The sequence below is a fragment of the Microbulbifer maximicatervae (SeqCode) genome (assembly GCF_056232625.1).
Genome location: NZ_CP174324.1, coordinates 4,140,723 through 4,152,984, shown reverse-complemented (window position 1 = coordinate 4,152,984; position 12,262 = coordinate 4,140,723). Strand labels below are relative to the sequence as shown.

The following is a 12,262-nucleotide window of genomic DNA, read 5'->3' as shown; positions in this document are numbered from 1 at the left end:
TTAGATAGAGTTGAAATAGCAATAAACCTGGCACGATCGAAGACAAGGATTAACTTGAAAGGACTTTTTATCTAGTGATATCTTCTGCCCCAACATAACCAGTCGGGGCTCATACAGTGTTTGCTTACTTGGGGTTTATCTCGCTGGTATGGATGGTTGTAGGTGTTACATTGGCAGGAGCAAAATACTCTGGCTATAGCCATTCAAGACAATTCTGTAGCGAACTAGGAGCCGTTGGAAGCCCAACCCAGAAGCTCTCCCCCCTCATTAACAACTACCCACTTGGCATATTATTCTTTTTATTTGGCCTGCATATAATTCAAATTGAACAGGCCCCAGTTGTACTTACCATCATTGGAGTTTTAATTATCATCCACGGTATTGGAACCTGGGTTGCGGGTTATTTTCCTATGGATGCAGATCCCTATACAAAAACCCCTAGTCTTGAATGCCAGATACACTCCTGGGCGGGGATGCTTATGTTGTTGTCTTTACTCATTGCGCCATTGCTAAGTACTTTCAGTAGTTACTTCTCAATAGAATTCAGGCTATTTAGTACAGCCTGCTTGCTCGCTTCTATCTATTTTACTGTTACCTTAAAAAAAGCCTACGAAGAAAAAACCAACCCCGGTCTGCACCAACGTCTCAGCTATGGAGCACAGTTGATATGGTTAACGGGGCTTTCCTTTAATCTGATAACGAGCTGACAAATAATTTATAGCAACTTGGAGTGATCAATCTGATAACGCTTCGAGAACAGTAAAAGCCCCTTCTGGGAGAAAGTAATCGCCCTGGAGTCCGCTCTTCTTACCGCCCACTGCTTTGCCAAGGCATCTTCGAGTATCCATTGACCCAAGCTGCCTGCAAGGTGGCTTTTTCGTTCGCTCCAGTCTAGGCATGACTTGCAAACAGGGCGCTTACGCTGCTTAAAACTAGCTACGGCTGCCCCTCGCTCCTGAAAAAATATTTCACCCTCTTTAGTCAAGGAAACTTGCTGTGATTGCTCGGAGAGCAACTCACTAGCCAAGAGGGCCTCGTACAATAGAACACCAGTCATTCCTGCTAAATGGTCATAGCAGATGCGGGACTTCCTTAAATCTGGATCTGCGGGCCCAGTGGTAACTTTTTGAGGTACCAGGGTGCTACTCAGATTGAGCAGTGCCTCTAGCGCTTCGGCAACTTGATGACTCGCCAGCTGAAAGTACTTGTGCCTACCCTGCTTGCGAACTATCAGCAGCTTGCTATCTACCAGCTTGAAAAGATGGTTACTTGCAGTCTGAGCAGTCACATCAGCCTCACAGGCTAACTCTGTTGCTGTCAGTGCTTTTCCACTCATAAGCGCCATCAATATTTTTGAGCGCGCCCGATCCCCAATCAAACTGGATATTACCGAAATGTCAGGTTCCATGGTTATCCTCGCAACAGTTCGCTGAACACCGAAGTATAGAAAATTAAACCATCTAGAATGCCAGCAAATTATGAATAGAGGCAACTTAGATGACTGTAACCTGTTTTATTGAATACAAGATCGATCCGTTTAAGCTTGATGCTTTCCGGCAGTATGCTGAGAACTGGGGCAAGATCATTCCCAATTGTGGCGGACGACTATTAGGATATTTTCTACCTTCTGAGGGCACCAACTTTCAAGCCTTTGGTATTATTAATTTCGATAGCTTGGCTCACTATGAACAATATCGAAAACTGCTTAAGCAGTCTCCTCAGGGCAGTGAAAATTTTCAATTTGCGATGAGGGAGAAGTTTATTCTTGAAGAGAAGCGAAGCTTTTTAAATGCTGTGCCAGAAACCTATCTGAAGTTCCCACAGGAAAGTCACTGATGATCGCCGTCATATTTGAAGTTACACCAAAGTCTTCAGGAAAAGACAAATATCTGGCCGTTGCAGCCGACCTAAAAGAACACCTAACCAGCTTCGATGGATTTATCTCAGTCGAGAGATTTCAAAGCCTCAATCAGCCAGAAAAAATATTGTCACTCTCTATTTGGCGGGATGAAGAATCTGTAGTGAGTTGGAAAAATCACAAGGCACATTGTGATGCACAACACCTAGGCAAAAAACAACTATTTGATAACTATCGTATAAGGATCGGAAAAATTCTTCGGGATTATTCTATGCAATAAGTCAACAGTCAAATTTGACTCAAACTATAAAGCCTCTGCATCTTGTTCTTTTACTGAAAAACAGAACGCAGAGGCCCCCATTCCTAAAAACGGACCGACCAAAATAATCGAATTACATTGGCAGAGAAACTATAAGCGGGTTCGTCACCGGGACTGATAGATGTAGCTGAACCGTGTACTGTGACATCGAGAAAGTCATCGTAGTCAAATAGAATATGATCCCAGTAAAGATTAATTGTATTCCTGCGATTTAATAGAGACCAGCGCCGTGGCAACTCATAGGACACTCCCAGGCCAAGGGCCAAGGTTGTGAAATTGCTCAACTCCTTATCACGAGCACGAAAGTTGGTAGCGTTGAGATAGGGAAAAAGGTCGCTGTAAAAATCTGCACTACTCTGCTGATAGTAACGGATCTTTCCTTCAAAAACCCACTCGTCTTGCTCTTTCCAAGGATGGGTATAGCGAAACTCTACATTGTCTGCAACGATTCCCCAACTATCCGCATAGTGTCGATACTCCCCTTTAATCGCTGCGCGATAGGGCAATCTATATTTGGCCCTTAGGGCAACCGCATCACTGTTACGAGTTCTGGGGTAAACCTCGGCCTGATAGCTAAATCCTGTTCCAGATGCTTCATCGAGATACCTAACACTGCGATAAGGGTTGTTGAGATACCCTTCATCCGACACAGTTTCGACACTCACCTCTGCAATCAGCTTTTGCGTGAGAATCTGATTCCAACTAAATGCGTAGCGACGGTGTTGCGCTTCCTCGGCAAAATTATCGTCGCCATTGCGGAACACATCATCACTTCCGTAACTAACCCGCAGGTCGATAGTACTTAGGTCGCCAAAGAAACCCTGACTGATGCCGAAAGCAACGGTTTGTGCCTCGTAGTCATTCTCAGAACTGTTGGTGTATCCCACGCTGATCGTAGTTTTATCCACCAGGTAGTCAGCGCCCAAAGAGTACTCATCCCGTTGCTCCGAATACTCACTGGCCGTGGCCTCCACATCAATAGAGGCCCCGGAAATCATGTCCACATAGTAATTGGCAGACAGGGAAACATTGTTGCCAACATTCTGGCGAATCAATACTGAAGGCCCATCAATGGTCACTCCACCACCGCTATAGGCGTGATACATATTGTCTGCCCGCTCTTCGGGAAGCACTGCGGCCACGGCAGCGAGCGGTGCCAAAAATGCCAACCCGCCCCAGTGAGATAGAAGCTTAGTTACAGCCACATCCACCTCCACTGCCTCCTTCAGCTCCACGCGCAGCTTCTCGAGCTTCATACACGTGATTCATATAACGAGCAGCTACCGGATCCTGCTCAAACCCCATAATAGGATCCGCAAGAAATTGCCGTTCGTAGGGTGCAATCCACGGGTTAACAGTGCAACCTGTACTCATCAAGAAAGTGCAAACTAGCAATAGTGCACGCATGACACTACTCCCGAATCAATTCCTTAATCATTTTTTTATAGGCAGCTTCATCCCCATCACGATAACCTTTATGGATATAGCGAACGTTGCCATCACGATCAATAAATACGGTGCTGGGCATAGCGGCAACACCATACATTTTGCTCACTTCCCCTTTGCTATCAAAAAGAATCGGAAAATCCACTGGGATTTTCGCTAATAGCGAGTCCGCATCCTTACGCTGTGCATCCACATTGACTCCCCAAACCTGGAAGCCAGCAGCTTCATAGCGAGCATGTAGCTGATCCAACAGCGGCATTTCCTGACGACAAGGGCCACACCAGGAAGCCCAGAAATTCAGCATAATGACATCGCCGCGCTGCTCTGCAAGCCTCAAATTTCCGCCTTGGTTGGAACTCAAGGTAAAATCCTTAGAGGGCTCTGCGGCGGAAGCCTGTGACATCGATAAAAGCAGCGTCAGGAAAGCAGCCAGGTATTTCATGGAAGAGTCCTTGTTATTTTTTGATGATCAATTAAAAAAAGATGGTAAGTCCCAATTGGGCAGACAGATTATTGGTGACTTGGGCCTCGCCAAATAATTCATGCTCAAAAACATGGTCGCGAACATCCAGGCGCACTGCGAGCCAATCGTTGGCAAGCATTCTCACTCCTGCACCAAAGTTGTAAGTGAAGTGCTCCTCGTCAGCAAACGAGGTATTTCCCACACCTCCCGCAACATAAAAATTGGCATTAAAAGCCCAGTCATCAAATACAAAGTACTCACCCTGGAAAATATTCCAGCCCACAGAGGTATTGTAATAACTGAGTTCACGCTGCTCATCAGTCAGCAGTGGTGCGGCACCGCTCAACCTTTCAAAACTGGATTCTCCCAACTCAGTCTGGGCATAGGTGGCCTCAATAAAGAAATCTTCGCTGATATGGTAGGCCGCTGAAGTGCCGTACAGGGAGTTTGAGCCAAAATCCTCGACATTGATAACACCAGCAAACAAACCAATTTCTATATTTTCACTATCTATCTGGGCGTCACGTATCTCTCGCCGCTCCAGTTCAGGTGCGACAATATCCGCAAGTACTTCATCATCCTGCTGAGCACTGCATACCTGGGTCCCCACCAGTGCGGAAAGCGCCGCAGAGCCTACAGATATACGTCGAAACCAAGTTTCCACTCGACTATCTCCTGATTATTTTCCTGCGTAGTAAGCAAGTAGTGATTTGTGTATTCAGCCCTGATGGCAAAGCGGCGCGATAAGTAAGTACGCAACCCTACGCCCGCCAACATCGTTGTATCTTGCCGATCTTCGGTGGCAACGATAGTTGCGTTTGGAGAGGTAACATTTATCCCGGCTCCCAAAACAAAATAAGGGGATATCTTCCAACGTGGAAATGGCTGGTGGACCATTGCCACCTGATAGACTTGGCTGTCTGAATAGGAACCTACCGCCTGGGTTGCACGTATTTCAGTAGCTAGATTGGCAGTAAATTGGTAGCCCAGGCTAACTCCCAGGGAGTCCGCTCCAGCAAAATCACCGTAATTCAAACCTAGGTAAAAGTAACCGTCGTCAACATCGGAAAAATCCGGCAGAGGAACTCGAACAATTTCTCCATTTTCTCCGTAGATTTCACGTAAGTCGTCAACTTTTACCCAGCCACTTTTATTGCGTGAAGTAAGCACTTTTACCCAGTCGGTGCGGCGCTTGAGCAACCAAATTTTTTCACCATATTCCGCCACATAAAAAATAGGGTAACCGCGGCCCGGACCTCGATATATATTGATAAATGCATTACCTACTGTAACCAGCTCTGCATCCTCAGGGTCTTTATCCTTTTTCTCAGTCTCAGTCTCAGTCTCAGTCTCAGCCTCAACCTCAACCTCAACCTCAACCTCAACCTCAACCTCAACCAATTCTTCTTTCAGGATTGCATCTGAGACATCAGATTTCACCAAAGTTTCTTCAGAAAAGACCGGTCCTGAGAAAAGGATAAGTAATATAAATACCGGGAAACTACCAATAAAATAGCGTTGTAATTTCAACATGGATTAATCTGCCGGTGCTGCAAAAGGATCGTTATAGTACTGGGCACCGATATCAAACCACTCGGCAATCAAACGCAACTCGGCATCCTCTAAGTACCCTTGGTGTGCACCACCATTTTCAAAAAGGGAAAAAAACGAGCTCTCAAGAGCCGAGCTCGCCAAGGGAGAGGAAATATTGACGGTTACCATTACCGGAATCGGATCTCCATTACTATCGAGAACCAGCTCACCATTTTCATCAACTTCGTAAACAGGATTTCCATCATCATCAAATTCCTGTACAAGCCGCGGTGTTAGCACCCCACTGGATAACTCCAATTCAGGACGATCGGCCACCAGCTCAGAATAGGAAACAAACCAAGCATCATTAACAGAGGAAGCCGAGGTTGTAAGATCTAATTGCCCATCGGGTATTTGGGTTGCTCCGGCAGCATCAACAGGAGAGTGACAGCCTGTACAGGTATAATCAGCTATTACTGCTCCTGTACTATCCAATATTTCACGGGGGAAATCCCAGAGCGGCTGAATATGTTGTTCATAGTGAATGACGATTCGACAGTTACTTTCCCACTCTGTTAAACAGGTGGATTCCACCGGTGCATCCGTACTCAAATCACCGTATGAAAGCAATAACTCATCATCCTTAGTCCGTACCGCAGGATCAGTCCATAAATCGGTAAACTGGAGATCTCCTGCAAGTGCAGCCTCACCAATATACCGGGCCAATAATTGAGCCATGGTCTCGCCCATTTCCGCCAGTAGCGCGGGCTCAGTATTGGCAAATGGTGCTGCCGAGGTCGGCGCTCCATCCCAAGCTGAATCCAGCTGCATATCCGTGCGGCCATGGGGAACTTCGCTATCGCTAGTATGACAACCGTTACAACTGCGCACTTCGCCCGCTTGTAGCTGTAACCAGTTGTTATGACTATCGAAAATGCGTTTTCCATCCGCATCGACAACGGAAATTGCCAGGGGCGTATCTGCGGGAACTTTTACCCTTACGGAGCCGTCGGGTTGGATTGGGGTATAACCCAATATTTCACGCATGCCCTGATTACCATTGCGGCCAAATGCCGCTCCATCAAAGTCCAGAACATCATCGTCGGGAATGCCCACGGCCTTGGAAATTTTCAGGAATCGTGCAGGCCGCAAATCTGCTGTGGTTTGGGCGGGATCCGCCAAGGTTTCGATTCCGGCAATATCTTCACCATCAAAATCATAAACACTGCGAATATCCAGGATTCCGACAGATTCCTCCACCAGATCCGCATCGACATCGACTCCCGGGACGGGATCTGGAATATAGGTAGGTTCAGTGCGAGGCTCCAGAGTAACCCCTTCGGATATCATTTCTCCCTCTTCCACAACCACAATAGGAAGCTGAGTGCCAGCGATATAATCGTAAATCCACAGACCGTAGAGTGGGTCTGCCAATTGAACTTCTTCGTCTTCGGCAAGAGTATCCGGGCAGGTCTCCAGCAGCTCGGTTTCTTCATTGATAACCCGGCATTCACTCCAGGTTACCAACAAACGACTTGTCCCATCGTAGAATGGCCATGCGGAAGCAAAAGTACCGTGGGGAGAAATAGTATCGTCGGTAGTGACTTCTCCAACAGTGATAGAAGCCTGCCCGACCATTTCACCACTTTGCTCCGGCTCACTGTAGGCTTCGCTATAAACAATTCCGTCGATAGTAACGAGATCGCCGCCATAAGTGAGCCCAGAGGGAGCGCGCAACGTTACCAAAAGGCGGCCATCCGGCATTTCGTGCGGTCTATTGAAGGCGGCCTCAGTCTCTTCTGTACCCGTATTTTGACTGTGATAACCGTAATAAACCGCCAGGTCAGAACCATCTGGCTTTACTGTATATAAGCTTAATTTATCGATACCTGCTGCATTGTCCCAGCGATTAAACAGAATCCGTCCATCGCTCAGTACAACTGGATTTAAATCATGACTCTGATTAAACGATATCTGAGTGATATCGGTTCCGTCCGCTTCCATTACATGGAGTACAAATGCCGGCTCCTGTCGATTTTCAGTCAGAGCTGAAAATTGCGGTTTATCGTCATCCAGTAAAAGAGCTCTGGAGCGCCGCTGGCGGGTAGAAGAAAAAATAATACGTCCATCGGGTAAAAAAGCTGGAGCGATATCCTGGCCTTCTTCAGCAGTTAAATCTGACTCAATTACCCGATTGAGTTCTTCTGTTTCGGTGTTGTATACCCAAATATTCCAGGTAGGCTGCTCATCGTCATCAGCGTCTTCTATTTCCGGTGCCCGCATAGAAAATATAAGCTGGCTGCCATCTGCTGAAGTATTCAGGTCTTTTACATCGTAATCACCGTCAAATATATTTGCAGTAATGACAGTTTCTGCTGCACTGGCGGTTGCACGGTCTTTTAAAATCAATTGGGCTCCGGCAAAAAATTCCGCGGGCTCATAAATATTATCCTGAAGGAGGCTGCCATCATCGTCACTACTTAATTGACGAAGTACAAAAGCAACAGGATAGTCCTCCACCACGGGATCTTCGGCTTGGTCTTCACCACCACTGGAACTGCCACCGCCACTACAGGCCGCCACCAATAGCAAAAGCGGTAGCGCACGCAAACATTTCATTTTTGTTATCCACCCGGGTTTGGCACGAGCAGCACACGCCTTTTTTGTGCTCTTAGCCTAAGAACTTTTTTATACGGCTTTGACCGCTGAGGCTAATTCTCGCAAGTTGCGCACAAAAAGTTTGCCAACTGGGACGCAAATATTGAAAGTCATTCTGACATTGTTGAAATCTGCTTTTAGACTGCTTTGCCACATCCCAGTGATCTCACCGACAAAAATAGTCCAATGAAAAATAATTCGTCTCGAGCGCGTGTACTCCGGCTCACCACGGTAACCGCACTGCTCGGAGTAGGTTTGTGGAGTAATTCTGCCCTATCAGCATCGCAGGACCAGGCTCTCCAAATTCACAGCCGCATCACCGGAACCATTCCCAGCGAGAGTGTATTGCTGGATATGGCAGAGGATATAGAAAACGGTGATCCCACCGCTGCGGCGTATACGGCAATGGAGAATGACGCCTTCTATAATGTCACTCTAAAAAATCTGGCCACTCCCTGGACTAATGAGGAGCAGGACGTATTTGAACCATTAAATGATTACACTGCGACGGTAATCGGCATGGTTCGGGACGATATGGACTTCCGCCAACTGCTCTCGGCAAATATTCTCTACACCGGTGATATTTCTGGCCTGCCCTCCTACAACACGGGAAATAACGACCACTACGAGACACTGGAAGCCGGGGGTTATTCCCTGCAGGACAATCTGGTGCAGGAAGCTCAATCCTCTCTCAATGGTCTCCCCGCAGATGCCACCGCCGGCGTTCTTACCAGCCGCGCCGCCGCCAAGGCTTTTTTTAGTGCGGGAACCAATCGCGCCATGTTTCGCTTTACCATGCTCAATCACCTGTGTAACGACATGGAGCAGGTGCAGGATACTTCCCGCTCACCGGATCGTATTCGCCAGGATGTAAGCCGCAGCCCTGGGGGCGACAGTCGGGTATTCCAAAATAACTGTATCGGTTGCCACAGCGGCATGGACCCCATGGCACAGGCATTCGCTTATTACGACTATGTATACGATGCAGACAATGATCCCGATGGAGAAGAGGGAGCCCTGGATTACAACGCAGCCGGTGATATAGATCCAGAAACCGGCAGCCGTGTTAAGGCCAAAAACCTGATCAACAGCGGCAATTTTCCCCACGGTTTTATTATTCCCGACGACAGCTGGGTTAACTACTGGCGCGAGGGCATAAATATGCATCTGGGTTGGAGCGACACCTTATCCGGCAACGGCAACGGCATCAAATCCCTGGGAGAGGAGTTGTCTAACAGCCGAGCTTTCGCCAAATGCCAAGTAACTAAGGTGTTTCGCCAAGTTTGTCTGCGCGAGCCGGAAGATTCTACCGACCGCAACCGAATTGAAACTATTACCGATGATTTCAGCAATACCGGCTACAAACTTAAGCAGGTATACGCAGACACTGCGGTTTACTGCGCGGGAGATTAAAAAATGAAAACCTATAAAAGTCTCCCAGTGATAGAAAATACACTGATAGTTCGCACGCTTCGTATCGCTTCACTATTTTGTGCTGCCCTGGCAATCAGTGCCTGTAGTGGTGGCAGTGGAGAGGGCACCGAAAGCCAACCGGATACCAGCGACAACGATGGCACCGCTGCCTATTCCGGACCGGATCCTGAAACCGATGATGTCAATCAATATAAACAGTACATCTGGGATAACCTGGCAGCGACAAATCGATGCGGCAGCTGTCATATTGAAAATAACCAGAGCCCACATTTTGTCCGCGGCGATGATATTAATGCTGCCTACGATGCCGGACGCGAGTTAATTAACCTATCAGTTCCCGATGAATCCCGTTTGGTAACCAAGGTTGGTGGTGGGCACAATTGTTGGCTTTCCAGCGATGATGCCTGTGCGGAAATTATTACCAACTACATCGAGGAATGGGCTCGGGCTAGCGGCGGCCTAAGCAATACAATCACCCTTGTCGCACCTGTCGAGCGTGAGGTGGGTGCCAGTAAAAGTTTCCCCGAATCCAGCGGCAGCTTTAGCACTACAGTTTACCCTCTGTTGCGCAGCTACTGTGCCAACTGTCACAGTGAAGATGCGACAACGGCACAAACCCCCTACTTTGCCAGCTCTGATGTCGATCTCGCCTACGCATCTGCGGTCAGCAAAATTAACCTGGATTCTCCGGCCGACTCCCGTTTCTCTGTGCGCCTGGGCAGTGAATTTCACAACTGCTGGGATGACTGCTCAGATAACGAAGCGGAAATGACCGATGCGATCCAAGCCTTTGCCGACACTATCAGTGTCACCGAGGTAGACCCCGACTGGGTTATCAGTAAGGCACTGCGCCTCACAGATGGCATTGTTGCGAGTAGTGGCGGCCGTATAGAGAGCAATGCAATTGCTCTCTATGAATTTAAAACCGGCAGCGGCACCACTGCCTACGATACCTCCGGAGTTAACCCTGCAATTGATCTCGCCCTATCTGGCGATGTGGAGTGGATCGACTCCTGGGGGCTGCAATTGAAGGGGGGTAAAGCACAGGGGGCTACTGCAACCAGCAGCAAACTTTACGATACCCTCACAGCCACCGGTGAATACTCAATTGAAATCTGGGCGGCACCCGCCAACGTCTCACAGGATGGGCCCGCGCGTATCGTCACCTATTCCGGCGGCGATGATATTCGCAACTTCACTCTCGGCCAGGATCAATACAGTTACACCGTGCAAAACCGCAATGACAACACCGATGCGGACGGTATGCCTGCCCTGGCAACCGATGATGCCGACCAGGTTGTACAAGCCAGTCTCCAGCATGTGGTGGCCACTTACGATCCAATTAACGGACGCAAGCTTTACGTTAACGGTGCAAATACCGGGGAGCCGGACCCAAGTGAATCCGGTTTACTCTCTACCTGGGACGATACCTTTGCTCTCGCAGTAGGCAGCGAAGTCAGTAACGGCAACAGTTGGGAAGGCTCCATTCGCCTTTTGGCAATTCACTCCCGCGCCCTATCGGAAGAGGATATTGCTACCAACTACGAAGTCGGCGTCGGTGAAAAATATCTGCTGTTATTCAAAGTTGAAGAGCACACAGGCATTGCCGAAAGCTATGTCATGTTTACTGTGCAGCAATTTGATAATTATGCCTATCTGTTTAGTGAACCCACCTTTGTTAGCCTCGACGACAGTGTCGATCCATCTGGAATCGCCATTGAGGGAATGCGTATCGGTATTAATGGCCGCGAAGCGGAGGTGGGCCAGGCCTGGTCCAAGTTATCCACTGCAGTCGACAATAGCTATGTAGCAGGTGAGGGCCAGCAGCTTTCCAGGCTCGGGACCATTATCACTCTGGATAAAGGCCCCCTCGATGATGAATTTTTCCTGACCTTCGAAAAAATCGGCAGCGAAACCTATAACCGGGTTGAAGCTACTCCAGCTGAACCTGCGGATGCCGCTGATCTGGAAGCGCAATCGCGCATAGGTCTGCGCCGATTTGAACAAATCCATGCAAGCCTGTCCCAGGCGACCGGAGTCTCCATGTCCCACCCGGATATTTATGAAACCTGGGAAACTGTGAAACGCCAGCTTCCGGTTGAAAGTGACATTGAAGGATTCCTCGCTGCACAGCAAATGGGTATTACCCAGCTGGCAGTGAAGTATTGCAGCACCCTGGTGGACTCTAGTGAGCGCAGCAGCTACTTCAGTGGATTTGACTTCAGCGCTTCCGCAGACACCGCCTTCGACAGCGCCAGCAAACGCGCGCAGATTATTGATCCGCTCATGGAAGGTTTGCTTGGCCACGAGATGAACTGGCATGACGGCAGCGTCTCGCAGCTTGCCAGCGCCCCGGACCTGGCCTCTGTAGAGACAGAACTGGACACGCTTATCGACACCATGACCGCCTGTGGCAGCAGCTGCGATTCAGGTCGCACAGAAACTACTGTGAAAGCCGTATGTGCTGCCGCCATGGGCAGTGCCATGATCCTGATTCACTGATCGCATAAAAAAGACTAGCGGCTTTGTCGGCAAAACTTTCGCCGGTAAA

Annotated in this window: 12 protein-coding genes; 5 read left to right on the top strand and 7 right to left on the bottom strand. The window is 48.5% G+C overall.

Annotation, left to right across the window (positions count from 1 at the left end; translation table 11 throughout):
• The first annotated feature begins 116 nt into the window (after positions 1 to 116).
• The gene (locus ACJJI6_RS18180; protein WP_444926171.1) at positions 117 to 707 is read left to right on the top strand and encodes a DUF998 domain-containing protein; all 591 of its coding nucleotides are present in this window, start codon (positions 117 to 119) and stop codon (positions 705 to 707) included.
• Between the two features lie 8 nt (positions 708 to 715).
• On the opposite strand, the gene ACJJI6_RS18175 is transcribed toward ACJJI6_RS18180, so the two are convergent.
• Positions 716 to 1,408 (bottom strand): ArsR/SmtB family transcription factor, encoded by a 693-nt coding sequence (locus ACJJI6_RS18175; protein ID WP_445355474.1) that lies wholly within the window; start codon positions 1,406 to 1,408, stop codon positions 716 to 718.
• Between the two features lie 89 nt (positions 1,409 to 1,497).
• Between ACJJI6_RS18175 and ACJJI6_RS18170 the strand changes: the two genes are divergently transcribed.
• A complete protein-coding gene (locus ACJJI6_RS18170; protein WP_445355473.1) occupies positions 1,498 to 1,836 on the top strand; it encodes an NIPSNAP family protein in 339 nt (112 codons plus the stop codon).
• Entirely contained in the window at positions 1,836 to 2,138 is a 303-nt protein-coding gene (locus tag ACJJI6_RS18165) for an antibiotic biosynthesis monooxygenase family protein (RefSeq protein ID WP_475711537.1), read from the top strand. Before ACJJI6_RS18170 ends, ACJJI6_RS18165 begins: the two co-directional genes overlap by 1 nt.
• A gap of 83 nt (positions 2,139 to 2,221) precedes the next feature.
• Here ACJJI6_RS18165 and ACJJI6_RS18160 read toward each other — a convergent pair whose 3' ends face one another.
• The 6 genes from ACJJI6_RS18160 to ACJJI6_RS18135 are packed head-to-tail and all read right to left on the bottom strand — an operon-like array spanning position 2,222 to position 8,238.
• Complete coding sequence (locus tag ACJJI6_RS18160; RefSeq protein WP_444911727.1) at positions 2,222 to 3,433, bottom strand: DUF3570 domain-containing protein; 1,212 nt, start codon at positions 3,431 to 3,433, stop codon at positions 2,222 to 2,224.
• On the bottom strand, positions 3,369 to 3,584 hold the full coding sequence (locus ACJJI6_RS18155) for a DUF4266 domain-containing protein (RefSeq protein ID WP_413663671.1): 216 nt from the start codon (positions 3,582 to 3,584) through the stop codon (positions 3,369 to 3,371). Before ACJJI6_RS18155 ends, ACJJI6_RS18160 begins: the two co-directional genes overlap by 65 nt.
• 4 nt (positions 3,585 to 3,588) lie before the next feature.
• Positions 3,589 to 4,065 carry a TlpA disulfide reductase family protein gene (locus tag ACJJI6_RS18150; protein WP_413663672.1) on the bottom strand — a complete coding sequence of 159 codons (477 nt, stop codon included), beginning with the start codon at positions 4,063 to 4,065 and terminating at the stop codon, positions 3,589 to 3,591.
• Positions 4,066 to 4,096: 31 nt separating this feature from the next.
• Positions 4,097 to 4,750 carry an outer membrane beta-barrel domain-containing protein gene (locus ACJJI6_RS18145; RefSeq protein ID WP_475711535.1) on the bottom strand — a complete coding sequence of 218 codons (654 nt, stop codon included), beginning with the start codon at positions 4,748 to 4,750 and terminating at the stop codon, positions 4,097 to 4,099.
• Positions 4,720 to 5,619 (bottom strand): outer membrane beta-barrel protein, encoded by a 900-nt coding sequence (locus tag ACJJI6_RS18140; RefSeq protein WP_475711534.1) that lies wholly within the window; start codon positions 5,617 to 5,619, stop codon positions 4,720 to 4,722. Before ACJJI6_RS18140 ends, ACJJI6_RS18145 begins: the two co-directional genes overlap by 31 nt.
• A 3-nt stretch (positions 5,620 to 5,622) precedes the next feature.
• Positions 5,623 to 8,238: an HzsA-related protein gene (locus ACJJI6_RS18135; RefSeq protein ID WP_475711532.1), complete on the bottom strand. Its 2,616-nt coding sequence runs from the start codon at positions 8,236 to 8,238 to the stop codon at positions 5,623 to 5,625.
• A 225-nt stretch (positions 8,239 to 8,463) separates the two neighbouring features.
• Between ACJJI6_RS18135 and ACJJI6_RS18130 the strand changes: the two genes are divergently transcribed.
• Both ACJJI6_RS18130 and ACJJI6_RS18125 read left to right on the top strand, forming a co-directional pair.
• The gene (locus ACJJI6_RS18130; RefSeq protein WP_413663676.1) at positions 8,464 to 9,690 is read left to right on the top strand and encodes a hypothetical protein; all 1,227 of its coding nucleotides are present in this window, start codon (positions 8,464 to 8,466) and stop codon (positions 9,688 to 9,690) included.
• 3 nt (positions 9,691 to 9,693) lie between these two features.
• On the top strand, positions 9,694 to 12,213 hold the full coding sequence (locus ACJJI6_RS18125; protein ID WP_444915261.1) for a LamG domain-containing protein: 2,520 nt from the start codon (positions 9,694 to 9,696) through the stop codon (positions 12,211 to 12,213).
• The last annotated feature ends 49 nt before the right edge of the window (positions 12,214 to 12,262 follow it).